This is a genomic window from Microcystis protocystis FBCC-A270, assembly GCF_050500235.1.
Classification (GTDB): Bacteria; Cyanobacteriota; Cyanobacteriia; order Cyanobacteriales; family Microcystaceae; genus Microcystis; species Microcystis ichthyoblabe_A.
On record NZ_CP191407.1, the window covers coordinates 1,452,564 to 1,476,638 of the forward strand.

22 protein-coding genes, 1 pseudogene and 1 riboswitch are annotated in these 24,075 nt (G+C 41.5%); of the genes and pseudogenes, 9 read left to right on the top strand and 14 right to left on the bottom strand.

Annotated features, from left to right (window positions below; all coding sequences use genetic code 11):
- Positions 1-113: 113 nt before the first annotated feature.
- From ACQY1X_RS07220 to yhdJ, 5 genes are all read right to left on the bottom strand, one after another.
- Complete coding sequence (locus tag ACQY1X_RS07220) at positions 114-1,094, bottom strand: GntR family transcriptional regulator (RefSeq protein ID WP_002733506.1); 981 nt, start codon at positions 1,092-1,094, stop codon at positions 114-116.
- A 244-nt stretch (positions 1,095-1,338) separates the two neighbouring features.
- On the bottom strand, positions 1,339-2,049 hold the full coding sequence (locus ACQY1X_RS07225) for a lysophospholipid acyltransferase family protein (protein WP_024971105.1): 711 nt from the start codon (positions 2,047-2,049) through the stop codon (positions 1,339-1,341).
- A 113-nt stretch (positions 2,050-2,162) separates the two neighbouring features.
- A complete protein-coding gene (gene prfC, locus ACQY1X_RS07230; protein WP_002732604.1) occupies positions 2,163-3,797 on the bottom strand; it encodes a peptide chain release factor 3 in 1,635 nt (544 codons plus the stop codon).
- 59 nt (positions 3,798-3,856) lie between these two features.
- Complete coding sequence (locus tag ACQY1X_RS07235; RefSeq protein ID WP_045357169.1) at positions 3,857-4,975, bottom strand: hypothetical protein; 1,119 nt, start codon at positions 4,973-4,975, stop codon at positions 3,857-3,859.
- A complete protein-coding gene (gene yhdJ, locus ACQY1X_RS07240; protein ID WP_002751178.1) occupies positions 4,956-5,843 on the bottom strand; it encodes an adenine-specific DNA-methyltransferase in 888 nt (295 codons plus the stop codon). The genes ACQY1X_RS07235 and yhdJ overlap by 20 nt, the downstream gene beginning before the upstream one ends.
- Before the next feature lie 341 nt (positions 5,844-6,184).
- Here yhdJ and ACQY1X_RS07245 point away from each other — a divergent pair, with 341 nt between their 5' ends.
- The 4 genes from ACQY1X_RS07245 to ACQY1X_RS07260 all read left to right on the top strand — a co-directional run bounded on the left by ACQY1X_RS07245 (position 6,185) and on the right by ACQY1X_RS07260 (position 7,858).
- A complete protein-coding gene (locus ACQY1X_RS07245; RefSeq protein ID WP_002732327.1) occupies positions 6,185-6,424 on the top strand; it encodes a type II toxin-antitoxin system HicB family antitoxin in 240 nt (79 codons plus the stop codon).
- Positions 6,421-6,651: a type II toxin-antitoxin system HicA family toxin gene (locus ACQY1X_RS07250; protein WP_002744591.1), complete on the top strand. Its 231-nt coding sequence runs from the start codon at positions 6,421-6,423 to the stop codon at positions 6,649-6,651. Before ACQY1X_RS07245 ends, ACQY1X_RS07250 begins: the two co-directional genes overlap by 4 nt.
- Before the next feature lie 144 nt (positions 6,652-6,795).
- Positions 6,796-7,023: a helix-turn-helix domain-containing protein gene (locus tag ACQY1X_RS07255; RefSeq protein WP_430014268.1), complete on the top strand. Its 228-nt coding sequence runs from the start codon at positions 6,796-6,798 to the stop codon at positions 7,021-7,023.
- Positions 7,024-7,045: 22 nt separating this feature from the next.
- Positions 7,046-7,858, top strand: coding sequence for a TdeIII family type II restriction endonuclease (locus ACQY1X_RS07260; protein WP_430014269.1), 813 nt, complete (start codon positions 7,046-7,048; stop codon positions 7,856-7,858).
- Here the strand turns inward: ACQY1X_RS07260 and ACQY1X_RS07265 are convergent.
- The 4 genes and pseudogenes from ACQY1X_RS07265 to ACQY1X_RS07280 form a co-directional block, all read right to left on the bottom strand.
- A complete protein-coding gene (locus tag ACQY1X_RS07265; protein WP_430015520.1) occupies positions 7,855-9,222 on the bottom strand; it encodes a DNA cytosine methyltransferase in 1,368 nt (455 codons plus the stop codon). The two genes, ACQY1X_RS07260 and ACQY1X_RS07265, sit on opposite strands and share 4 nt — an antisense overlap.
- Before the next feature lie 241 nt (positions 9,223-9,463).
- Complete coding sequence (locus tag ACQY1X_RS07270; protein ID WP_430015521.1) at positions 9,464-11,479, bottom strand: ABC transporter ATP-binding protein; 2,016 nt, start codon at positions 11,477-11,479, stop codon at positions 9,464-9,466.
- A 51-nt stretch (positions 11,480-11,530) separates the two neighbouring features.
- A pseudogene (locus ACQY1X_RS07275) lies at positions 11,531-12,702 on the bottom strand (glycosyltransferase family 4 protein).
- A 106-nt stretch (positions 12,703-12,808) separates the two neighbouring features.
- Positions 12,809-14,146, bottom strand: coding sequence for an ArsB/NhaD family transporter (locus tag ACQY1X_RS07280; RefSeq protein ID WP_430014272.1), 1,338 nt, complete (start codon positions 14,144-14,146; stop codon positions 12,809-12,811).
- Between the two features lie 232 nt (positions 14,147-14,378).
- A riboswitch (cyclic di-AMP (ydaO/yuaA leader) is annotated at positions 14,379-14,509 on the bottom strand.
- A 188-nt stretch (positions 14,510-14,697) separates the two neighbouring features.
- On the opposite strand from ACQY1X_RS07280, the gene ACQY1X_RS07285 reads away from it, so the two are divergent.
- On the top strand, positions 14,698-15,276 hold the full coding sequence (locus ACQY1X_RS07285; RefSeq protein ID WP_002733879.1) for a DUF3172 domain-containing protein: 579 nt from the start codon (positions 14,698-14,700) through the stop codon (positions 15,274-15,276).
- Between the two features lie 147 nt (positions 15,277-15,423).
- On the opposite strand, the gene ACQY1X_RS07290 is transcribed toward ACQY1X_RS07285, so the two are convergent.
- Both ACQY1X_RS07290 and ACQY1X_RS07295 read right to left on the bottom strand, forming a co-directional pair.
- Positions 15,424-15,741 carry a P-II family nitrogen regulator gene (locus ACQY1X_RS07290; RefSeq protein ID WP_002734429.1) on the bottom strand — a complete coding sequence of 106 codons (318 nt, stop codon included), beginning with the start codon at positions 15,739-15,741 and terminating at the stop codon, positions 15,424-15,426.
- 73 nt (positions 15,742-15,814) lie between these two features.
- A complete protein-coding gene (locus tag ACQY1X_RS07295; RefSeq protein WP_002793324.1) occupies positions 15,815-16,795 on the bottom strand; it encodes a sodium-dependent bicarbonate transport family permease in 981 nt (326 codons plus the stop codon).
- Between the two features lie 630 nt (positions 16,796-17,425).
- Here ACQY1X_RS07295 and rimI point away from each other — a divergent pair.
- From rimI to ACQY1X_RS07315, 4 genes are all read left to right on the top strand, one after another.
- Entirely contained in the window at positions 17,426-18,004 is a 579-nt protein-coding gene (gene rimI / locus ACQY1X_RS07300) for a ribosomal protein S18-alanine N-acetyltransferase (protein WP_430014274.1), read from the top strand.
- Between the two features lie 38 nt (positions 18,005-18,042).
- Positions 18,043-19,233, top strand: coding sequence for a glycosyltransferase family 4 protein (locus ACQY1X_RS07305; protein WP_430015522.1), 1,191 nt, complete (start codon positions 18,043-18,045; stop codon positions 19,231-19,233).
- 90 nt (positions 19,234-19,323) lie between these two features.
- A complete protein-coding gene (locus tag ACQY1X_RS07310; protein ID WP_042790431.1) occupies positions 19,324-19,941 on the top strand; it encodes a CP12 domain-containing protein in 618 nt (205 codons plus the stop codon).
- 97 nt (positions 19,942-20,038) lie between these two features.
- Positions 20,039-20,545, top strand: a complete 507-nt coding sequence (locus ACQY1X_RS07315; protein ID WP_002731545.1) for a DUF1269 domain-containing protein — start codon at positions 20,039-20,041, stop codon at positions 20,543-20,545.
- A gap of 127 nt (positions 20,546-20,672) precedes the next feature.
- Here ACQY1X_RS07315 and ACQY1X_RS07320 read toward each other — a convergent pair whose 3' ends face one another.
- From ACQY1X_RS07320 to acs, 3 genes are all read right to left on the bottom strand, one after another.
- Positions 20,673-21,131: a GNAT family N-acetyltransferase gene (locus ACQY1X_RS07320; protein ID WP_306766086.1), complete on the bottom strand. Its 459-nt coding sequence runs from the start codon at positions 21,129-21,131 to the stop codon at positions 20,673-20,675.
- A 106-nt stretch (positions 21,132-21,237) separates the two neighbouring features.
- Positions 21,238-21,834, bottom strand: coding sequence for a chromosome segregation protein (locus ACQY1X_RS07325; protein ID WP_016514844.1), 597 nt, complete (start codon positions 21,832-21,834; stop codon positions 21,238-21,240).
- Positions 21,835-22,093: 259 nt separating this feature from the next.
- Positions 22,094-24,064 carry an acetate--CoA ligase gene (acs, locus tag ACQY1X_RS07330; RefSeq protein WP_123230632.1) on the bottom strand — a complete coding sequence of 657 codons (1,971 nt, stop codon included), beginning with the start codon at positions 24,062-24,064 and terminating at the stop codon, positions 22,094-22,096.
- Positions 24,065-24,075: the final 11 nt, after the last annotated feature.

A 24,075-nucleotide genomic window follows, 5' to 3' on the forward strand; every position in this document is an offset into this window, starting at 1 on the left:
AGTTAAGCTGCCCGCGCATTTAAATTGCTTGTTGAGATAAGGCACTCTTGCAAGAGGCAACAGTAAAGGGATTGGGGGAGATTCAGAGGTTAAAATGGTTCCTAGTTTATCATCTAACCACCTAATCCTAATTCTCGTCTGAGCAATTGAATTGATTTATCCCCAATATAATTATCACTACAGATAATTTCTGGCAGACGAATTAAATCCGATCGCACTTCATTAATTAGATTTTTAATTAAAGTATAACTCGCTTGATCACTGATAATTGTCTGGGAAGTTCTGGCTAAAACTCTTAACTCATCCGTTTCATGAATTTGAGCGGACATAACTAATACATCACCCCGTAAACTATGAATTAAAATTTCGGCCACCTTAATAATACCGGTGCTAATACTGACAATCCCTAAACGGCTATCGGTGGGTAATTTTTTGATTAATGCCAATTCTTTGCTGTAATCGTAGATATCGATGGGAATAACTCGCAGGTGAAAAGGAGCGGCAATTTCCTCCGCTACACTGATAAAATAGCGACTGGTGACAACAGTGGCAGATTTAGTATTGGCTAAAACTTGGGCTAAATCCTCCATTGCCACTAATTGGACGGGAATTTTGAGGGATTGCTCTAATTCTCTCAACATTAGTTCTCCTGCACCCAAATCGTGACGGGGAATGGTGACAAGAACTTGAGAACGACACTGCGATCGCCAATCGATTTCCGCCAGTAATAACTCGCGAATTTGCTCTAGAGTTAAACCTTGAGCGAGAAAACTAGCCAAACTCTGGCTAATTAGTCGGCCTATTTCTGGATTTTGTTCCAATAGGGGCGAACCCAATAAATTATCGTTTTCATGTCCGCGAGCCTTGACATAAATCCCCGAACCTGCTATGGATTCCACTAACCCATCGTTTTCCAGTTGTTGATAAATTTTACTTATCGTATTACGGTGTAATCCCGTGATCATAGCTAGTTGACGGGTACTAGGTAAACGATGGCCCGGTGGATACTGACGAGAGGCGATAGCGAAGCGAATTTGGTCAAATAATTGCTTAGAGGCGGGGATTTCACTGTCTGGCTGGATTTGGAACTGCATCGGATCACTTCACTCACAAACTACTTTCGCTGATACCCATTCTATCATTAGACCCCCTGCAACAATCGGACATCTTCACCGATCTGAGGGGTTTCCGAGGCAGTATTCAGGAGCTAGAAGCAGAAAAAAACAAGATATTATTTATTTAAACTATAAAAGCTACTTTTTTGCTTAAAAATAGTTAAAACAATCATTTTAATCCGTCCCTGAAACCCCACTCATGGGGTAGATAGTCAACAGCTGATTAAGGTGATTGATCCTCGTGGAGAAGTTTTAAGCGATCGCTCAAGGTTTTGGTTAAGCGGACAGTTTCCCGTTTTAGCGAATTTTGTTGATAATCAAGCACATTAATCCCTTGACCGATGTTTACTGTCGCTTCGCTTCCCCATCCGGGGTAAGGCTGATTATAACTAATGCTTACAGGCAAAATCTTGATATCTGCATCGGGTTTGATGGTCTTAACTTCCAACGCGATCCGCGCTACCCCCGGTTTAAGAGGATGAACCACTCGATCGCGACAGATACCCCCTTCCGGAAAAATCGCCACCATTTCCCCTGCGGCCAAAAGTTCGACACTGTGGATCAGACTACCCATACCGGGGTGATCAGTGTTGACGGGAAAACCCCCCAAACGTTGGATAAACCAACCTTGTACCCCTTTCATCTCGTTAGCGGAAACCATAAAGCGCAAATCCCGTCCACTAACTAAACGTCCCACCGCGTAGGGTAAAATCAGTGCATCCCAACGGGACCGATGGGTAGGTGCCAAGATGACACCCCCCGTTAGGGGGATATTTTCCTGGCCCGTAACCGTTATTTTGCTGAAAAAAGCTGGTAAAACTAGATAATTTCCCAGAAAATAACAAAAGCGAATTAAACAGGGATTAATTCGGGAATTGACAGCAGGACTTTTTCTAATGGTGAGGGACTCGTCAACGATAGTGCTTTGAGACATCCGAAGTGTTAGGGAAGATCGAGACTTTCTGACCACTTCTACTTTAGTCTAGTTGTCTGGGGGGTCGCTATCTTGTCCTGACCAGTTCGGCAATTGTCTTGGGGGATTAATGGTTAGGATTGCGGTTCTACTCCCGATCCTACCGGTGCGATCGAGTTTAATTGCAAAGAGGGATGATCTTCTTTAACTTGCTGTAAATTCCACTCATTTTTGAATAATAAGACGGGACGACCCCAATAATCTTTGACAGTTAAAGTATTAAAGAGTTTACCTGCTTTTTCTAAAGCGGCCCAACCCCCGGCTACCCAACGGGCTAAACTATAGGCTAGGGGTTCGAGGGTAGTTTCGACTCCGTACTCGCTTAAAAGACGGAATTGCACCACTTCAAACTGTAATTGACCGACGGCGGCTAAAATCGGGTCGCGTTTAAATTCATCGATCGAGGATAATATCTGTACGGCCCCTTCTTCCTGTAATTCCGAGACTCCTTTTTGAAACTGTTTGAACTTGGAAGGGTTAGGATTTCTGAGATAGGCGAATAATTCCGGAGAAAAACAGGGAATACCTTCGTATTCGAGCTTTTTACCCATATAAATCGTATCACCGATCGCAAAGACCCCGGGGTTATTCAATCCGATCACATCTCCGGGATAAGCTTCTTCAATAACTGCGCGATCTTGGGCAAAAAGTTTCTGAGGACGGGATAAACGGATAGTTTTACCGGTTCTAGCGTGGTTTACTACCATATCCTTCTCGAATTTCCCCGTACATACCCGCACAAAGGCCACCCGGTCGCGATGTTTGGGATCCATGTTTGCTTGCAGTTTAAAGACAAAACCGGTGAAATCGGGATAGGTGGGATCAAGGACACCGAGGGAGGAATTGCGTCCTCTGGGTGGTAATCCATAGTCGAGGAAGGATTCTAGGAATAATTTCACCCCAAAATTGGTCATGGCGCTACCAAAAAAGATCGGGGTCATTTCTCCTGCGTGGACTGCTGGCAAATCCAATTCTGCACCCAATTCCGAGAGTAGTTCTATATCCTCTTTTAACTGGTAATACAGGTCTTTTTCGAGATAATCCTCAATTTTGGGGTCGCCAAGCTCGATCACGGTTTCCTGCGCCTCCTGAGAGCCGTGGGAGCGACGTTCAAACAGGTGTATGGTCTGGGTGGCTCGATCAAAAACTCCCCGAAAGCGATCGCCAATCCCGATCGGCCAATTGACGGGATAGGTCTGTAATCCTAATTCTCGCTCGATTTCGTCCAATAAATCCAGAGGTTCGCGGCCGGGGCGATCCATTTTGTTAACAAAGGTAAAGATGGGTAACTGCCGCAGTTTGCACACTTCAAAGAGTTTTCTCGTTTGGGGTTCCAAACCTTTGGCCGCGTCGATTAACATCACTGCATTATCGGCAGCGGCTAGGGTACGATAGGTATCTTCGCTAAAATCTTGGTGGCCGGGAGTATCGAGGAGATTAATCTGAAAATCACGATAATCGAACTGTAAAACCGTGGAAGTAATCGAAATTCCCCTTTGTTTTTCCATTTCCATCCAGTCGGAGGTGGCCTTGCGTTGGTCGCGTCTTGCTTTGACTGCACCCGCTTGATGGATTGCACCCCCGTATAGTAACAGTTTTTCGGTCAGGGTGGTCTTTCCCGCGTCAGGGTGGGAGATAATGGCAAAATTTCGCCGTTTTTCCAAGACAGCTTCGCTGGTTTCTAGTTCTTTTTCAATTTCGGTCGTCATTCTAATTTCGATCGCTTTCCTATCTTTCTATTCTAGTTTAGCTGGGGAGTTAGATATCTTTATGGCTCTGATTCTAGGTTAAACTCAATCCGGCTCTGTAAAACCATTTCTGCAATTACCGCTCCTCCTTTACCTTGAGCTAAAACCCGCTCAAAACGGTTGATTAATTCGGGAATATTGATCACTTCCTCTACAGATTCTAGATATCTTTCGACAATTGCCCTGATCTTGTATCTTATCTTAGCTTGCTCCGCAACTTTTTCTAAAATTTCCTCGCAAGTCTGCTCGGTTTTAACCACAAAAGTAATGGGATATTTTTGCACTTTATCAATATCTAAAAAATATTTATCAGCAGCTATCGTTTCCGTAACTTGAAAAAATCGACCTAGGGGTTTCATGACAAAATCTATCCCCCCGTCATTGGCATTTGTTCGACCAGTTTTATATAAAAGTAAGTATTCAGAGTTTAAGCGATCAGGCGACCACCCCCAATATATTTTCTGTTCCCCATAATACTCTTTAAGAATTGCATAACTGACAATCTCAAAAACTCTAGCATCAATGTTTGGTCTGAGTAAACTCCGAATAAATTCAATGGCTTTCTGGGGATCTTGCTGTTGAATATCAATCATCTGTTGACAATAGCTGATAAATTGATTAAATGCTTTTTGTCTTGTTTGCACATAGGCATCAATTATATCTATAATCACTGGCGCAATATTAACTTGATTACCCTCTAGATAAAACTTAATTAGATTCTCATTAATCCAGTATCTATTGGTTTTAACATCTCTAATTATAGGCAGATAAGATAAAGTGGGAAAATACTTTTTAAATTCCTGATTTAATCGATGATTGAGAGCATGATTTTGTAATTTATCGCCAAAAGGAAGCTCCCTTTGCCTGCGAAAAAGTGTCATATACTGAGCGCCTTGATACTCGTCGTATCCATCCTTAAGATGAAACTCATTATTAATATAGTCTTCCACTAAAACATAAATGGCATAATGATTAGCCAATCCTGCTCGGGATTTAGAACCTCGATTAGCGGCTCTAGTTTTAATGTTCAAATATTGCAATAACTCACTAGCATTTAAAATGCTATTTCCCTGATTGGGAAAGTAATTATCGATAATTTTAATAATTATCTTGGTGAATTCATGCTTTACTATCGACATCGAAAAGACTCTCCTGTACAAAGTTAGATTCTTGTTTATTTTCGCTTTTTCTACTATAGCTTTTTTGAGGAGGGAGTAACTTTTCTCCCTTGTATTCTTGCCATCCGAGAATCCGTCGAAGACCAATTTTTAAATACTCCTCTTGTAATTCTATACTAATAGAAATTCTTCCCAAACGTTTAGCTACAGCTGCAGCTGTAAAAGTTCCTGCAAATGGATCAAGCACAATTCCACTCTTGTCAGTGCTGGCCAAAATAATTCTTTCTAGCAATGATTCAGGTTTTTGTGAGGGATGATTTTCGTATTCATCCATGCGATATCTTACCCTAGGGAAATACCAGACATTGCCCGGTACTTTCTCTGTATTGTATTGACTCGGAATCGCTTTTCTATAATCAATTAGTTTTCGTTTTGCTCCGGTTTTTGCTTCTATCTTAATATCCTTTGAATTAAAAGTGTAATTATTTTTATCTTTCACACAGTGAAGTATTGGTTCATACATCGAACCAAAGTATTTTGTTGCTTGTACTCCTGAACTATCATAATGCCAGATAATGCGACTAAGAATCGTCATTTTTTGTCTTAAGTAAAGATCAAAGTAAGGCATTGCTTGAGTGCTGGCCATAACATATAATGTTCCCTGGGGTTTCAAGATACGAAGACACTGATCAAGAATTTGATTTGCCCAATTTATATAATCATTTTCCGATTCCCATTTGTCGTAAAAATCGGCGAAATGCTTACCTATATTATAGGGAGGATCGAGAAAAATTAGATCTACAGAATTAGAGGCAATCTCACTGGATAAAATCGGCAAAGAATCACCATGAAATATAACTTGCTCATCAGCTTCGTATCGTTTAAACATGATCATTTTTTCAATTTAAAGTAGTTGGATTTTTACTAGCTATTAGCGTTCAGCACCTAGAGAATTTTTCAGATATCAGAACATCCACTTTTAGTTCTTTATTTTTCAATTAAGCTGAGGGCTTCAAGATCAATCCTATAAGATTTGTTGGGAAAATTTATATTTGTCAACAAAATTACAAAGTATTGTAAATATTGTTAAACAATGTATCGAATGTCAACTATTGGTCAAATAATTTTGACATAATTGGGGTGGAGGGGTTGACAGGTAAAATTTTTGTGTTTTATCCAGCATTTCTTAAGTGTAACTAGGATAGTTTAAAATCCACAACTGATAGTGTTATGAGTGATAATACCAAACAAATTTATAACTACACCGTTATTCTAGAAAAAGAGTCAGACGGTGGTTATCACGCTTTTTGTCCTGCGCTTAAAGGTTGTCATTCTCAAGGAGACACTTTTGAAGAAACGATTGTCAATATTACAGAAGCTATGGAATTGTACCTCGAAAGTTTGATAGCTGATCATCAACCCATTCCCAAAGAAGATTTGATTTTTAAGCCTTTAAATATTTTAATATGAGTCAGTATCCCGCAGTTAAAGTCAAGGAGTTTATTAAAGTTATTGAAAAATTGGGCTTTTATTTGGATCGTCAAAAAGGTAGCCATGCTATTTACAAAAATAGTGGTGGATGTAGGGTTGTGATCCCTATTCATTCAGGAAAAGATATTAAGCAAGGTACTCTCATGGGTATGATTCAAGATATTGGTCTTGATAAAGAAACATTTTTCGAGTTGTTACGAAAATAAGAGTTAAAAGATAGTCGAAGCGATAGCAGCAATTGTACTTTAAGAGGAACGAAGCAATGTTTTAGACAAAATGTAAATTATAATCTGCAAAATGTGAATTATAATCTGTAGAAATGTCTCATACACTTTCTTGATAATTGATCTGTGGCACAAAAAGAATCCTTAGATATCAAACATCGTTTTGGTAAAGCTATCAGAAGACGCAGAAGGGAACTTGACTTATCTCAAGAAATCTTAGCTGAAAAAGCGGAACTGCACCGAACTTATATTTCCAGTATCGAACTTGGTAAGTGTAATGTATCTTTAGAAAATATCGAAAAGTTAGCCAAAGCACTTGATATATCTATTGCTGCTCTTTTTGCTGATCTATAAATTTGATTAATTGCAATTCAGTATGGATAATAACCAGTTAGTGATAGAAATTCAAAAGCTAATTAAAAACTCAATAGAAAACTATTTTAAAAAACCCAAACCTAGGAATCATCATATTTTAGATTATTTATTTCCAGAAGAGAGACAGATTAGTTCTGTGATGACTGGACTAACGACAAGCATGGGAACTACTTTCTGGGAAAAATTAGCAACCTTTTTAGCCAAAGATAATGGATTTCGTATTTTATATAAGCAGGATAAAAAACTTTTACAACCTAGTCCATTTCCTCAAGACTTAAGAAGTGAACTCGATAATTTAAAAAGTCTCAGAAAATCGAAAGAACAAAAAATATCCATGACAGAGTGCATTGAAAGACTTAGAGTAGTAGCTAAGAAAATAAATAGGAATAACCTCAATTATATCGATCCTCCTTCTGGTCATGGAGTAGATATTTATTTAATCAAAGACAATATTGAGTATGTGTTTGATTTAAAAGCTACACATCTTAATAGGGGAGATGGTTCTAGATTTAGCGACCAGTTGTTAGATTGGTATTGTTATCGGCTGTCCCGTGAACCTTTAGCAAGTATTCACACAAGAATTGTTATTCCTTTTAATCCTTTCTTACCTCAAACATGGTGGCAATCACAGGGAAATAAAATGTATCCTCTAGAGGAACATCATGATATATGGGTTGAAAATGAATTTTGGGATTTTTGTTCTGGTAAAATCAATACTTGGTCATTAATTAAAGAAGCTTTTATCGATCTTCAAAAAGATCAAGCATTTATCAACAAGTATAGACAAAAGTTTCGTAATTATCTAGATAATTAATTTGGTAAAATTATTTCCAGTAAATTTCTTGCTACTGCCTCCACCACTGGTACAGGAACAGCGTTTCCGAATTGTTTTTTAGCGATAGCTGACTGTGGATGATAGATAAAATTATCGGGGAATCCTTGTAATTTACGCGCATCTTGGGGAGTAATTTCTCGAAACTTTTTGGGTTTATAGATTTTCTTTAAAAACAATTGTTTGTATTCTTGGGGATGAGTAGCGGTAATTGAAATAGTAGCAATATAATCTTTAGCACCCGTAGCGGTTAGGGTAGGAATAATATCGGCCGTCGGTAAAATAATCCGATAAATGCCGTTAATTCCCGTCATATTTTTCGAGTTAATAAATTCATACTTACCTGCGGTCGTTTGCCAACAAATACCGAGAGAAACTAACTGATTTAGTTCCTCGATTTTTAGGTCGGGTATAATTTCCAAAAAAGTAGAAAAAGCCACGGGATGACCATCTTTTTCGCCATACTTTTTACTGCGTCTTAATTTCAGCAAAGCTAAACAGATACTTTTTTGTCGTTCCGTAGTTTTGATAATATCCCAAGAATGAATAGTTGTGTGACCATTTCTTAAATCAGAAAAAATAAAGAAGTCATTTAATTCATCTTCTTTTTGAAAACGAGTTCTCGATGGAGGAACAAAACCATTAAATAAAGTATCCGCAGATAACTTAACTTTCTCGACGGGTTGAATATTCTTGATGTCTTCTAAAATATCCAAAACCTTCGGATGGATACCCAAAGGTAAAGGAAATTTAAACCGCTCATAGTTGTCTATATCTTTTCTAATTCCTACGATAAAAACTCTCTCGCGATTCTGGGGTAAACCAAAATCGTAGGCATTTAATAACTGCCAGTAAACTTGATAACTACAGCTAGTTAATTCATCGATAATTAACTCTAAATTCTCCCGATTGCGAGGACTAGCTAAACCACTGACATTCTCGAAAATAAAGCTTTTCGGTTGACTTTTCTGGACTAATTTAATCACATCAAACCAGAGTTTTCCCCGGGGGTCATCAAATCCCCGTAAACATCCCGCCACCGACCAAGGTTGACAGGGAACGCCGCCGACAATAAGATCAAGATTATCGGGTAAATTGCTGATTTTACTCACATCTCCGAAAGCAATTTCATCGCTGTTGAGATAGCTAATAAAATTTTGTTGATAAACTTGGATGGCCTGTTTATCGATTTCTGAATAGCCTAAACAACGTCCTCCCAATTTCTCCAAAGCGATTCTAAACCCACCGATTCCCGCGAATAAATCGACAAAACGATACTGGGGATGGGTAATAACTAGATGTAGGGGTAATTGGGTTTGTCTGCTGACTTTAACTGTAGTTTTCAAGGGTCAATAATTCCTTTTCACCGTCTGGGAAGATGCCTATCTGTACTAATTATTTTAGTATAACTTAAGTTTTTTTTCTAGAGACCTCCTGCAAATTTCCTGTCTCCTGACTTGAAAGAGGGTGTAGGGTGTGAGGTGTAGGGTGTAGGGAAGGACACCTCTTTCATCTCTGGTGGTGAAAATTTTTTCATCGAGACTGACTCCTCACTAACTACGACAATTTTTGATTTTTGCAGGAGATCTATCGAGTCGAGGAATACTCGTAGTCTTCGATAATGCGGAGAAGTCGCATAGCTGAACTACAGGATTCTTCTAAAATTTCCTGTTTCTCCTGAGAATCATCGATTAAATCTTCAGATACCAGACGCAAAGAACCTAAAAGACTATTAAGACTGCTTCTCGCTTCGTAGGATAAATAAGCTTTTCTTTTTTGCTCATCTTCCCTATTCTTAGAGTCAGCCTCTTTGCTATCACTAAATTGCAGAGCGTGTAAACGGGCATAATGACCACCTTGAGCTAATAATTCCTCATGATTGCCGATTTCTGCCACTTTTCCCTTGTCCAGCACCACAATTTGATAGGCTTTTTGAACAGTGGAAAGACGGTGAGCGATCACAAGAGTAGTCCGCTCGCGACAGAGTTCATCGATCGCTTCCTGTACTAAACGCTCAGAAATTGTATCCAAAGCACTGGTGGCTTCATCGAGAATGAGAATATCTGGCTCTCGCAGTAAGGCACGAGCGATCGCTAATCTTTGTTTTTGTCCTCCCGAAAGTCTCACTCCCCGATCGCCAATTTCCGTATCCAGTCCTTCCGGCAGTTTGGAGATAAACTCGTAGGCATTCGCCCTTTTTGCCACTTCTAAAATTTCTGTATCACTAACATCGCTTAATCCGTAGGCAATATTAAAACGGAGAGAATTATTAAAGAGAAAAGTGTCTTGACTGACTATTCCCATCGCTTTTCTCAAGGATTTGAGATCATAATGGCGTAAATCGTGACCGTCAAAAAGAATTCTCCCGGCTGTAGGATCATAAAAGCGTGGTAATAAATCAGCAATTGTCGATTTTCCCGCCCCCGAAGCACCAACAAGAGCGATCATTTTTCCTTTTGGAATCCACAGATCGATGCCCTTGAGAACTAATTCTTGATGACTGGGATAGGAAAATTGGACGTTATCAAAATGAATACCTGTCTCTAATCTTTGATAGGGAATAGAGCCATTAGTCATAAACGGTTTATTCTCTCGAATGAGAAAATCCGCTACCACCTCCACTGCGGAAACATCAACCAATAGACTACTCCTAACACCGTTAATTTGACTAACCATCGGCAAGGCCCGGAAAAGCACATAGAGATAGGTCAATAAAATTGTCGCTAAAGCTTGCAGTTGTTCATTAAAAAGATAACGACCAGCAATGATAATTAAAGCAATAATAATTACCCCACCGATCTCATTGAGCGGTCCGATTACAGCATTATTAGTCTGGGCATCTAAACCCGCTTTCTCCCTAGCTTCGATATCTTCCACAATAGATTTTAATTCGTATCTTTCATTTCCTACTGCTTTAATTAGGCGAATTCCCGTTAACAGTTCCAACAGTTTATTACTTTGCTGTTTAGCCGTTACGGTGATAATCTCTCCAAACTTTTTTGATCTCTTGACAAAATATTGATTAAGCAGAGCTAAAAAGCCACCCAAAACACTAGAAAGAATAGTTAATTGCCAAGAAATTGATAATAAAATAGCCAAGTACATGAAAGCTGTGGCGACAATCTTAACCAAGCCAATGTAATTTCTAATTGATCCCACGGCTCGATTAATCTCCGACATGAAACGATTAAAAATATCTCCTATTTTACTTTTTACATAATAATCTATATCCACTTCTAGCAGCAGAATAACTGAATCAATTCGCATATCTCTTGCCATAATCAAAGACAAGTAAGTACCTAGCAAATTACTGACAAAATTGGTAATGTGCTTGAGAATTAAAATCAATAATATCGACGCAAACATCCAGAAAAAACGAGTATCGACCGAGAAAACCTCGAAAACGGAGAGCAGCTTTTTGATAATGTGGGGGGCATTTTTTAAGATATCATTTTCGGGATTAATAAAATAAATTAGTAAGGGGATAACTAAAATAGCTCCTACCCCATTAAATATGGTACTGACAAACCCGATAATAATGCTGGAAACCACTAATATCCAGTGTTTCAGCGTATATTTAAGCAGAATTTGATTAGGATTCATCGCAAGTAATAAAGTAAACAGTGAACGGTCAATTATCCTACTCGCTAGACTCTAATATTTTGCTTCCAGAGAAGTAATTAGGCGAGAGAGAGTTGTCGCCATGGCGGTGGTACTATAGGAGGCGATACAGCGCTCTCTCGCTTTTATTCCTCGTGCATTAGCCGAGTCGAGATGATTAAAAACTTCGCTAATCATAGCAGCTAGTTGCTCTGGCGATCGAGGTTCGACTAAATAGCCAATATCAGCTAAAATTTCGGGAATATCTGCCACTTTAGTGGAAATAATCGGTTTAGCCATCGCCATACCATCGGTGAGTTTAATCGGAAATTGGGCGTTAGCCGTAGCTTCATCCCTCTGGGGAACGATAATAGCATGGGCAGCGGCAATAACTTCCGGCATTTGATCGATCGGTTGAGCAGGTAAATGAATTAACCAAGGTTGACCTTTTTCTAGCAAACTATCCAGATAACCATCCCCGATTTGGCGACCTCCCACCACCACCAATTTAAAATCAGGATCACCAATTTGATCTAAAGCGATTAAGACATCTTCTAAACCTTTGTGGGGTCTAGCTGTACCCTGGAACATTAAGACTTTATAGGCAGATAAACCGTATTTTTGACGACAAGCGACGGGATCGTAAAGATTGGGATCGAAAAGTTACGTATCCTTGCCATTCGGTAAATAAATCCCCCCATAACGCTTTTGCAAAAATTGATTATTAACCGTCACCGCATCGGCACGGTTAATTAAATTTTCCAGCCAGCACAGATAAAGAGGGTGATTCGGATCCCTAAGCGCAGCATTTTTTTGAGTATATCCCTAGCTAATTGTCGGGGATAAGGACGATAGGACCATCGATCGCCACCAAACCAACTCATTTCCCAATCGTCAATATCGAGAATTAGGGGACGTGGGGAAAAAAAACGTTTCAGTAAACCGATGCCGAAACTGGTGGGACGGGGTTTAACCCCATAGATAATCTCTCCGGAGAGGCGATCAAGTAAAGTTTTGATCTGGCCAAAAAACTGGGGATAATTATTGCCTTTGACCGATACCACGGGTAAATTCCCCGGTGGGGTTGGATAGATTTCCCAGCCAAAAATCGGACCATAAACCGTCACCTGACAGTTTAGCTGTTGCAAGACTTGAGCAATCAAATAGACTCTTGTGCCACCACCACCGGATAAATCTGGTGCTAAAACAGAGATTTTTTTGTTCATGATCGCCGCTCAATCCAGATTATCTAGCACGATAGAAGAATGTTAATCAATGTTAACGATTTTGTCAATCTTAAACGGACTTAACATTAATATCCCCAGAGATAGACTAGACAAAGAAAACTAACATATACATAGCCGAGACGACTAACTGAGTAAACATCACCGGTAAACCGTAGCGCAGGAAGGTATGAAAAGTAATTTTGCCCCCGTGTTGTTCGGCGATGCCGGCGGCGACAATATTAGAAGAAGCTCCCACTAAAGTACCATTACCCCCTAGGGTGGCTCCATACATCATCGCATAGAAAAGCGGTAAAACTTCTGGGGGAAAAGAACCGGCATAATCGGGGGAAAGAACCTCCGCTCCGACTAAATTAACATTAACAAGGTACTGTTTCAGTAGTGGAACCATGGCCACCACTAGGGGAATATTCGGAACGACACTGGAAACAAGTCCGACAAAAAACAGCAAGACTAGAGAACCTAAAAAGATATTTTTGCCTAAAATTATCGCCAGAAGTCCCGATACACTATTAACTACGCCAGTTTTTTCTAAACCGCCAATTAGCACAAAAATCGACATAAAAAATAATAGGGTACTCCAGTCCACATCCCGGAGAATATTATGCACCGTATCTATCTTCGATTGCTGGGCTAAAAGTAGGGCTAAAGCTGCCCCCATCAGAGCAACGGCAGCAGGAGCAAGGGGTACAGGAAAAGATTCGCCGACGACGAATAAAAATAAGACCAAAAAGACGATAATTCCCCCCAAAGCTAAGACGCGAGGATGATTAATTTTCGGATGGGGTAAGTCTTCTAAATGCTCGAATTTTGTCCGCCAGATCGTGGGGAATAACCAAGGTAACATAACCAGAATGGTAATCACTGCCAAGGCACCACCTAAACTTAAACGCTGTAGGTATTCCATGAAGGTGATATTAATAGAATCACCAACAATATAAGTAGCGGGATCACCAACAATAGTTAATAATCCAGAACTGTTGGCTACGAAAACCATCAGGATTAAGAGAGGCACAAAATCTACCCCTATATCTTGAGCTAAGGGCGGAATTAAAGGTGCTAATAACATCACCGTGGTGGCGTTGGGTAATACCGCACAGATCGGGGTAGTAATGGCAACAATTCCTATTAATAATAATTTGCCCTGTCCCTTGGCTAAAAGCACCATTTGTGCTGCTAAATAATCAAAAATTTTCGTTGGTTCAAAGGCTCTTACTAACACCATCACCCCAAAAAATAGGGTAAGAGTGGCATAACTACGACTGATATAACCCACCGCTTCCTGGAGAGTCATGATATGGGTAAAAACTAAGATTAAAGCTCCCAGTAAAGCCGCTACGGTAATATGAAGCCACTCGAACATAATAACCACAATGACTGCAATAAAAGTCATCGCAGCAATCCACATTGGTAAAGATTCCAGCATTTTTGATCCTGTTTTTACTCTTGGTTTCTCGATACAACTAAAAGTTTGCTCGAAAAATGTACAGCAAACTCATAGAAAATATGGTTATCTACGGAAAATCTTAAAATTGTTGTGATCGGTAAGCTGACATGAGAATCCCCATAAACAATGTCTCCTTTGAGTTATGACTATCAAGTAGTACCAGCGACATAACTGAACCGATCAAGACATTACTAGGAATGTAGTGATGCTTCAGTCTTCCCCCCCACGCCGACGAAGTTAGCTGACGGGCTAGGATAGAGAGATATCCTTTTCTAGGCTAAAAAATCTAGAAATACGCCCCCAAATGTGGTTCCTCCGCTCCGAATTTGTCTAGCTAATATCTAGCATAGAAACTTGGATTAGGCTGACTTACTCTGTTTAGTGATCCACCATAGCATACTAACCCAAAAAAAACGATATAGCCCTATACCAGACCTATCCTGTCGGTTATCCCCCGGGTTGCTAGGATAGAACAATGATAAGCTAATAGCTAACGACTGACCGCCATAGCAGCCACATCAGCAATTTCTATGAATAGAAGACCTCGTTATACTCCTCCTCGATCGCGTGATCGTGATTATGACCGCTCCTATGGCGATGACTCCCGCGCTTCGTCCCCCGGAGGCCTATTGGCAAAATTGAACTATGCCATGATCGCCCTGATTGGTGGTATTTTTGTACTAGGAGTGGGTCTCGGTCTGGTATTCAGTTCTACCGCTAATTTTAGCCCCGAAAACGTCGCTTCCCGAGAAGTAATCGATCGCAGCGCCCCCAATGCGGAATTATGCGTGCAATTTGGGGCCAGCGCCATTGTCACCGATTTGCGGGTTTATGTCACCCTTAACCCCTTTAATGTTTTTGTTACCCAACCAGTCATGCAACCCGGTTGCGTTTTGCGACGCAATAACTGGTCAATTTTAGAACAACAAAAATTAGTCGATGGACAGCAGGTACAAAGTTGTAAAAACCGGATGAATACCTTTGGTTATACCGGTCCCTTGGAAGGCAAACCGAAAATCGATTGTATCTTCCAAAATGAAGCCGGTGGGAATCTTTTTGTTAATCCTGCTGGCGCTGTTGGTCCCAGACCAGATACAGATAAATTCTAAACTGGAAAAGATCGTTCTCCTGACTGATGACTTGAAAGAGGGTGTGGGGTGTAGGGAAGGAAACCTCTTTCATCTGTGGGGGTGAAAATTTTTTCATCGGGACTGACTCCTAATTAACTACGACAATTTTTGATTTTTACAAGAGGTCTAATGAGTTAGCCATTGGGCCGTAGTCACTACAAAAATTCCGCCAGCTTTTTTTAAAAAAGGCTGAATTTTATCGATCAGACGATTAAGTTGTTCGTCACTATTACAAACCGTCATAATGTAGTTACCACTGTAATCACAATCCAAGTCATCACGGGATAAACCTCGATCGCCTTTTCCCGAAGCATTGCCAAGGACGGTATAACCGGAAACTCCGACAAGATCAAGAATGCTTAAGGTTTCTTCCAGAAGAGCATGACTAACAATTATGTCCACTTTTTTGACAGTTTGTAGGGAAGGATGAGGGGATTCAAGCATGGTAGTTAAGTAAAAAAGGTATAAGTGCAAGAGAAAAATTTTGACAGGAATTATTTAAAAACCGCCTGGCTTTTTAGACTCCACAGCCAATGATTTTGATCATCTCTAGGTACAGAGGAATACCGATGACGATATTGAAGGGAAAAGTTAAAGCCAAGGCCATAGAAACGTATAAACTAGGATTAGCTTCAGGAACAGTCATTCTCATGGCCGCAGGAACAGCAATATAAGAGGCACTGGCACACAAAACAGCGAATAATAAAGCATTGCCCTGTTCAAATCCGAGAACCTTAGCGATGAGAATCCCCACCATAGCATTGATGACGGGAATGAATACCGCAAAACCGATGAGAAAAGAACCAGTTTTGCCTAATTCCCGGATTCTTTTCGCCGCCACTAATCCCATATCAAGGAGAAAGAAAGTTAACGCACCATAAAAAATCCCTTGAGTGAAAGGTTGTAGTTTTTCCCAGCCTTTTTCCCCCGTGAGCATACCAACCACAACACTACCGACTAAGAGAAATACCGAACCATTTAAAAAGGCTTCATGTAGAACCTTTGACCAAGAAAACGCTTCTTCTTCGCCATTTTTCTCTTTAAAGACTCGCACCAGGATTAAACCCACTACAATCGCCGGCGATTCCATTAAAGCTAAGGCCGCTACCATGTGACCGCCATAGGAAATATGAAGTTTTTCTAAAAAAGAACTGGCAGTGATGAAAGTAACGGCACTAATGGAACCATAGGCTGCTGCGATCGCTGCTGCATTGGCACTATCGAGTTTAATTTTCAGGATAAAGAAAGTGTAAATGGGAACGATACAAGCCATAACCACGGAGGCAATCAAGGTTAAAGCGATTTGGTTATTGATGCCACTTTTCGCTAGTTCATAACCTCCCTTGAAACCAATCGCCATCAACAGATAGAGAGAAAAGAGTTTAGGCAGTGGTTGGGGAATCTCTAGGTCGGATTTAAAAAATACTGCCAGCATTCCTAAGAAAAAGAACAAAACCGGCGGATTGAGAATATTGAACAGGATTAAGCTGCCATCCATAGGTTTGCGTACATTGAGTTATTTCAATCTATACTATTCGATTTTGAGAATACTGGGACAATGATAATTACTCGCAGCCAGAAATACGTTAGTCTCTATCATACTTTGTGCTTTTTGTCAAAAAAACTTTTTTTTTGCAATAAAACTACACAAAAAAAAGATCATCGTTGTGGGTGAAATTGACTGATTTACCCGTCTTAATTAGGATCACCTTCTAGGTGTGGCAAGGGTTTCAGCCATTGCTGCCCAAAAAAGCACAAAATAACCCATTATGAAATTCAGTAAAATCGCTGTAACCATGATAACATCGTTGTTAAATAAAAATCTTTCTCAATTAATTCTTAAGAATTTATAAATATTGCGAAATGTTAATTTAAATATTATCAAGTTTTTGCAGTCAATAAATAACTTTTGCTTATATTTGTCAGAAAATAGAACTCCTGCAAAAATCCCACATCTACTATTGGGTTAGGAGTCAGTATTTAGGAGACTCCGAGACTATTTTTATTTATTCTCCCTTCTCCCCACACCCCACCACCCCACACCCCACTCCCCACTCCCCCACACCCCACACCCCACACTCTACACCCCACACCCCACACTCTACACCCCACTCCCGTTCCCCGATCAATGCCAAAAATCCAGCTTAAAACCCCAAAATCAGAGCATCTTGCCGCCATGGTAGCACTTGATCGCAGCAGTCTCGGCGGTATTTGGACCCTATCTGGTTATGAACGGGAATTAAACAGCCCCAACAGTGAATTATTAATTCTTACCCTAGACGGGGAGGACGAAACCCTAATCGGATTGGCTTGTTCTTGGGCAATTCTCGAAGAAGCGCATATTACCCTCCTGGCAATTTATCCCGACTATCAAAGACAAGGATTAGGAAAACTGCTTCTCTACAAACTGCTTGAAAAGGCTGTACAAAGACAACTGGAAAGGGCTACGCTAGAGGTGAGGGTATCGAACCAGTCAGCGATCGCACTCTACGAGCATTTTGGCTTCCGCGTCGCTGGAGAGCGGAAAAATTATTATTCGCAAACTGGCGAATCGGCCTTAATTTTCTGGCGCAACGATCTACAAACGGCCGCTTTTCAGGAACAATTAAACAAGTGGCGACAAGAAATCCTCTCCAGACTGGGGCAGGGAGAGTGGCAATTAGAGGAAGAAACCAGAGCCAAAATAGATACCATGGGGATGCAATGATTACCTACAAGCTTAAATCAGGTCGAGGTTAGGGAAAAATGAGGATTTTAGTCTTGGCGTGGGAATTTCCACCGCGATTAGTGGGCGGTATCGCCCGTCATGTTGCCGAACTCTATCCCGAAATCGTCAAACTCGGTCATGAAGTCCATTTAATCACGATCGAATTCGGTCAGGCCCCCAGTTATGAACTGGTGGAAGGTATTCACATCCACCGCGTCCCCGTACCCCCCGGCAATGACTTTTTCCATTGGGTGGTCAACATGAATAACAGCATGGGGCAACAAGGCGGCAAACTAATCGCCGAATACGGAAAATTTGACCTTGTTCATGCCCACGATTGGTTAGTAGGGGATGCAGCCATCGCCTTGAAACATCTCTTTAAAATACCCCTGATTGCCACGATTCACGCCACGGAATACGGACGTTATAACGGACTGCACACCGACACCCAACGCTATATCGCCGGCAAAGAGGGAACCCTCGTCTATAATGCTTGGCGCGTCATCGTCTGTACCGGCTATATGCGTCATGAAGTCCATCGAGCTTTGGGCGCACCCTGGGATAAAATCGATGTGGTTTATAACGGTATTCGGGCCGAGAAAAAGCAAAGAGACCCTAACTTTGATTACCGAGCTTTTCGTCGTCAATATGCCGAAGATTACGAAAAAATCGTCTATTACGTCGGGCGCATGACCTTTGAAAAGGGGGTTTCGGTGTTACTCAACGCTGCCCCAAAAGTCCTCGCTCAGACTGGGGCTAAAACTAAATTTGTTATTATCGGTGGCGGCAATACCGACAAACTTAAACAACAGGCCTGGCATCTCGGTATCTGGCATCATTGTTATTTTACGGGCTTTATGTCCGATGAAAACCTCGATCGCTTCCAAACCGTGGCCGATTGTGCCGTTTTTCCCAGTCTTTACGAACCTTTTGGCATTGTCGCCCTGGAAAGTTTCGCCGCTAGGGTTCCCGTGGTAGTTTCCGATACCTGCGGTTTTCCCGAAGTTGTCCGTCATGGTCAAACGGGAATTGTCACCCGGGTCAATAATCCCGATTCCCTCGCTTGGGGCATTTTGGAGGTTTTAAATCATCCCGAATACGCCCACGAATTAGCTAATAACGCCTACGAAGATCTAGAAAAACGCTTTCATTGGGCGAATTTAGCCCGTCAAACCGAGACAGTATATGGTTTGGTTGTCCAAGAACGACAACTGGTGGAATGGCGTTAATCAGGGAGCGGTTTTTTAGCCGTCAGCCGTCAGTATTAGGGGTCAGTTTATGTCTTAAAATAACAAAGGCACAACTTAACTTCTCCAAATATGACTATGAAAGCAGCTGAAATTATGACCACGGAGGTGGCCAAGATTAAAGGTTCTGAAACCGTTGCCAAAGCGGTGCAATTGATGAGAGAAAAGAACATTAGAACTCTCATTGTTGATCGCCGTCACGATGAAGATGCTTACGGAATTATCACCGAAACCGATATTGTCTATAAAGTCGTCGCTTTCGGTCAAGATCCGCAAAAAGTGCGCGTCTATGAAGTGATGAGCAAACCCTGCATCGTGATTAATCCCGACCTCGGGGTTGAATATGTAGCCCGCTTATTTGCTAATACCGGTATTCGTTTCGCACCGGTAATTAAAGGCGGTTTGCTCGGTGTTATCTCTGTTAGTGACATCCTCCATAAAGGTAACGCCGTCGAGAAGCCCCGCAGTCTTGATTTAGAAGCGGAGATTATCAAAGCGAGAGATATTGCCCGGGCAGTCTGTGCTGAAAAAGGGGCAAATTCTCCCGATTGTGCCGCAGCTTGGGATATTGTTGAGGAATTACAGGCAGAATTGGCACACCAACGCGCTAAAAAACCGGAAAAAACCTATTTTGAGGAATACTGTCAAGAAAATCCCGATGCTTTTGAAGCGCGTATCTATGACACCTAATCGCCATGGGTTTTCGGTATTCTCCGATACCTCAAACTTTTTAATCCGGCAAAAGTAGTGTATAAAGGTTTTATTTGCTAATAATCGAGGAAAAATTATGGCTGATCTATTTGTCATCGCCTATGAGGACGAATTTAAAGCAGAAGAAGTTCGTTTAACTTTGGCTAAACTGCAACAGGAACATCTGATCGAGTTAGAAGATGCTGCCGTAGTGGTTAAAAACAAAGATGGCCAGATTAAACTCAAGCAAGCGGTCAATTTAACGGCAGCAGGAGCCGCTAGTGGCAGTTTCTGGGGATTATTAATCGGAATGCTCTTTTTATCCCCCTTATTAGGGGCCGTCCTCGGTGCTGCCGGTGGTGCTTTGGGAGGTGCTTTAAGTGATATCGGTGTGGATGACAATTTTATGCGCGAATTGGGAGAAACCCTGCAGCCCAGTACCTCTGCTCTCTTTGTTCTCGTCCAAAAAGTTACCCCCGATAAAGTCCTCGATGAAGTGGCCCCCTACGGAGGTAAAGTGTTACGCACTTCTTTGACCAAAACCGACGAAGCAGAATTACAGAAAGTTCTCGACCAAAGAGGTGTTAAACCCGAAACCGTTTAGGATATGGGTCCATAAAAGCTAGAAAAAGGGAATATATTTCCCTTTTTGCTTTTTGAACAAGAATGGGTTTAGCATGACAACCACAGCAGCTATAAAATAAGAAACAATCAATAATTATTAATGAACTTTAAGCTTCGATCGAGAATAAAAGTGCTTCAGTGTCGTAGTATTTATTCGTTAATCCCATTGATTGCATTCCTAATCTTTCCGTGACACGAATTGAGCGATAATTATCGGGATTAACCACTGCGTAGATAATCGGCAATTGTAAGGTGATTAAGCCGTATTCTAGAATAACTTTAGCCGCTTCGGTTATATATCCTTGTCCCCAATAATCGCGCCGTAAATGCCAACCAATTTCGCTATCTGGGGTAGGATAACCGTAGTTATCGGGTAAATTCTGTAAAATTATCGAACCGATAATCTGATTATTTTTTTGATCGATCATTGCCCACCAATCGCTGCCATTACCCTGATTACGAATAGTTGCTAATCTTTCGGAAAAATGGGCATTTAAACTCTCAATATCCGTGGCTAACTGACGAATTCTCGGTAAAAAATCAGTGACTTCGGAATTTTGATAGATTCTGAAAAAAAGACTCTTTGTCTGCGGGTAGTTGCCAAGGACGGAGAATTAGGCGATCGCTTTTCATTGTTTTAGTGAGCAAATTATAGCAATTCTCTTGCTGAGATTAGGGATTATTGTTGATAAAAAAACTTCTAAATCCCACGGCTAGTAGGGAACCACTTAAGACAGTTATCAATGTCCAAATTTGATTCTTTTGGGTTCCTTCGACTTTCTCTAAGCGTTTATTCATGTCATCAAATTTACTATCAAGAGTTTTAATATCACCTTTAACTTCCGTCAGTTCAATCTTTAAATCAGTAGTATCTTTTTGAAGATTTTTGACATCAGCTTTTATTTCCGCTTGTCCATTCTCGATCACCTTCAATCGATTGTCCACCTCAATCAGTCGAGTTTCCGTGGTAGTGAGTCGAGTTTCCACGGTAGTGAGTCGATTGTCCACGGTAGTGAGTCGATTGTCCACCTCAATGAGTCGAGTTTCTATGGTAGTGAGTCGAGTTTCCATGGTAGTGAGTCGATTGTCCACGGTAGTGAGTCGATTGTCCACGGTAGTGAGTCGATTGTCCATGGTAGTGAGTCGATTGTCCATGGTAGTGAGTCGATTATCGATTTCGTTGAATCGATGTTCGATTATCTTCTGTCCATTGAGGATTAAATCTTCTAGTCTTTTTAAATCATTATCGGTAGTAGTGGTGGTGGTCATTGATTAAACTCCTATAATTTCAATTTGCTCTTATCTTTATCATTATACCAAATCCGTTTTTAATCCTGTGATTAACTCCCAAGTTATGGATTGTTTCTCCCCACTTCCCCACTTCCCCTATACCTTTTAAACAGGATTTAGTATTATTTATAGCTTTGGTGCTTGAGCAAATATGTTCAGCGAGGATCACTCCCGTTAGAGTGAGATAAGATTAACTCTTATTCCTCACCCTAACTACTAGGAAAAACCGGCAATTAAATTACGCACCTTGCCGTAATTTATCCAAAACCGATCGATCTTCTAGAGTAGAAGTATCACCAGAAATCTCTTGACCTGATGCTAAAGTTCGCAAGAGACGACGCATAATTTTACCCGATCGCGTTTTTGGCAGTACATCGGTAAAACGGATTTCTCCCGGTCGGGCAATAATGCCAATTTCCTTGACAACGTGATCCTTTAATGCTTGCGCTAACTCCGGACTCGCTTCATAATGCCCCTCCAGAGTGACAAAAGCATAGACTTCTTCCCCTTTAATTTCATCCGGTCGTCCCACCACAGCCGCCTCTGCTACTGCGGGATGAGATACTAAAGCTGATTCGATCTCCATTGTCCCTAAACGGTGGCCAGAAACGCTAATCACGTCATCAACGCGCCCCATTACCCAGAAATAACCGTCCTCGTCCTGACGACTACCATCTCCGGCAAAATAGAGATATTGGCCATCTTTGGGGGCGATCTGTTCCCAGTAGGTATTGCGGAAGCGATCGGGATTTTTATAGACTGTTCGTAGCATACCGGGCCAGGGATATTTGACCACCAGATAACCCCCCTCATTCGCGTGGGTGGGATTGCCCTCTAAGTCCACCACTGCGGCGATAATACCGGGAAAAGGTAGGGTTGCTGACCCCGGTTTGGTGGCAATTGCCCCGGGTAAGGGAGTAATCATAATCCCCCCGGTTTCCGTTTGCCACCAAGTATCGACAATCGGACATTTTTCTTTACCGATAACCCGGTGATACCACATCCACGCTTCTGGGTTAATCGGTTCTCCCACAGTTCCCAGTAAGCGCAAAGAGGATAAATCCCGGCTATTGGGGATATCTTCACCCATTTTGATAAAAGCGCGGATAGCAGTGGGGGCAGTATAAAAGATATTAACGCGATATTTCTCGATTACATCCCAAAAACAGCCTAAATTAGAGGGACGGGGAACCCCTTCATACATTACCGTGGTGGCACCATTGGAAAGCGGTCCGTAAACGATATAACTATGGCCGGTAATCCAACCCACATCGGCAGTACACCAGTAAACATCGGTGTCTTTCAGGTCAAAAATCCATTTGCTGGTGACATGGGTGTAGAGATTATAACCGCCGGTGGTGTGGACGACTCCTTTCGGTTTGCCGGTGGAACCACTGGTGTAGAGGATAAATAACATATCTTCGCTATCCATCGGTTCGGCCGGACAATTAGCAGATACCTGTTTTTGTAGATCATGCCACCAGTAATCGCGATCGGCAACCATATTGATGGGTTCCTTGCTGCGCTGGACAACGAGAACTTTTTCCACACTGGGGGCGCTATTATCGGCTAGGGCCAGATCCACCTGTTCCTTGAGAGCAACGACTTTATCCTTGCGGAAACCACCATCGGCAGTGATTACCACCTTAGCGGCCGCATCATTAAGACGATCGCGCAAAGCATCGGCACTAAATCCCCCAAAAACGACACTGTGGGGCGCACCAATTCTGGCACAGGCTAACATGGCGATGGCCGCTTCGGGAATCATCGGCAGATAAATTCCGACCACATCGCCTTTTTTTACGCCTAATTCCTTTAAAGCGTTGGCAAATTGACATACTTCTCGGTGTAGCTGTTCGTAGGTAATGGTGCGGCTGTCTCCCGGTTCTCCTTCCCAGATGATGGCGGCTTTATTACGTCTCCAGGTGGTGAGATGTCTGTCAATACAGTTGTAACAAATATTAATCTTGCCGTTGACGAACCATTTAGCAAAGGGGGGCTGCCAGTCAAGAACCTCTGACCATTTTTCAAACCAATGTAGTTCTTTTTCGGCTAATTGGGCCCAAAAAGCTGGGGGATCGGCCTTGGCTTTGGCGTAGAGTTGCTGGTATTCTTCAAGGCTTTTAATGGTGGCATTCTGAGCAAATTCGGCACTGGGAGGAAACAGCCGATTTTCCTGTAGGATCGATTCGATCGCTATTTCTGTCATACTGGCAAACG

Excerpts from the sequence above, each read along its gene's own strand:
- ACQY1X_RS07250 (WP_002744591.1), top strand. The coding sequence starts at position 6,421 with ATGAGTCAGTATCCCGCAGTTAAAGTCAAGGAGTTTATTAAAGTTATT.
- ACQY1X_RS07315 (WP_002731545.1), top strand. The coding sequence starts at position 20,039 with ATGGCTGATCTATTTGTCATCGCCTATGAGGACGAATTTAAAGCAGAA.
- ACQY1X_RS07305 (WP_430015522.1), top strand. The coding sequence starts at position 18,043 with ATGAGGATTTTAGTCTTGGCGTGGGAATTTCCACCGCGATTAGTGGGC.
- ACQY1X_RS07235 (WP_045357169.1), bottom strand. The coding sequence starts at position 4,975 with ATGTCGATAGTAAAGCATGAATTCACCAAGATAATTATTAAAATTATC.
- ACQY1X_RS07270 (WP_430015521.1), bottom strand. The coding sequence starts at position 11,479 with ATGAATCCTAATCAAATTCTGCTTAAATATACGCTGAAACACTGGATA.
- ACQY1X_RS07260 (WP_430014269.1), top strand. The coding sequence starts at position 7,046 with ATGGATAATAACCAGTTAGTGATAGAAATTCAAAAGCTAATTAAAAAC.
- yhdJ (WP_002751178.1), bottom strand. The coding sequence starts at position 5,843 with ATGTTTAAACGATACGAAGCTGATGAGCAAGTTATATTTCATGGTGAT.
- ACQY1X_RS07225 (WP_024971105.1), bottom strand. The coding sequence starts at position 2,049 with ATGTCTCAAAGCACTATCGTTGACGAGTCCCTCACCATTAGAAAAAGT.
- acs (WP_123230632.1), bottom strand. The coding sequence starts at position 24,064 with ATGACAGAAATAGCGATCGAATCGATCCTACAGGAAAATCGGCTGTTT.
- prfC (WP_002732604.1), bottom strand. The coding sequence starts at position 3,797 with ATGACGACCGAAATTGAAAAAGAACTAGAAACCAGCGAAGCTGTCTTG.
- ACQY1X_RS07310 (WP_042790431.1), top strand. The coding sequence starts at position 19,324 with ATGACTATGAAAGCAGCTGAAATTATGACCACGGAGGTGGCCAAGATT.
- ACQY1X_RS07295 (WP_002793324.1), bottom strand. The coding sequence starts at position 16,795 with ATGGATGGCAGCTTAATCCTGTTCAATATTCTCAATCCGCCGGTTTTG.
- ACQY1X_RS07280 (WP_430014272.1), bottom strand. The coding sequence starts at position 14,146 with ATGCTGGAATCTTTACCAATGTGGATTGCTGCGATGACTTTTATTGCA.
- ACQY1X_RS07325 (WP_016514844.1), bottom strand. The coding sequence starts at position 21,834 with ATGACCACCACCACTACTACCGATAATGATTTAAAAAGACTAGAAGAT.
- ACQY1X_RS07220 (WP_002733506.1), bottom strand. The coding sequence starts at position 1,094 with ATGCAGTTCCAAATCCAGCCAGACAGTGAAATCCCCGCCTCTAAGCAA.
- ACQY1X_RS07290 (WP_002734429.1), bottom strand. The coding sequence starts at position 15,741 with ATGCTTGAATCCCCTCATCCTTCCCTACAAACTGTCAAAAAAGTGGAC.
- ACQY1X_RS07285 (WP_002733879.1), top strand. The coding sequence starts at position 14,698 with ATGAATAGAAGACCTCGTTATACTCCTCCTCGATCGCGTGATCGTGAT.
- ACQY1X_RS07245 (WP_002732327.1), top strand. The coding sequence starts at position 6,185 with ATGAGTGATAATACCAAACAAATTTATAACTACACCGTTATTCTAGAA.
- rimI (WP_430014274.1), top strand. The coding sequence starts at position 17,426 with ATGCCAAAAATCCAGCTTAAAACCCCAAAATCAGAGCATCTTGCCGCC.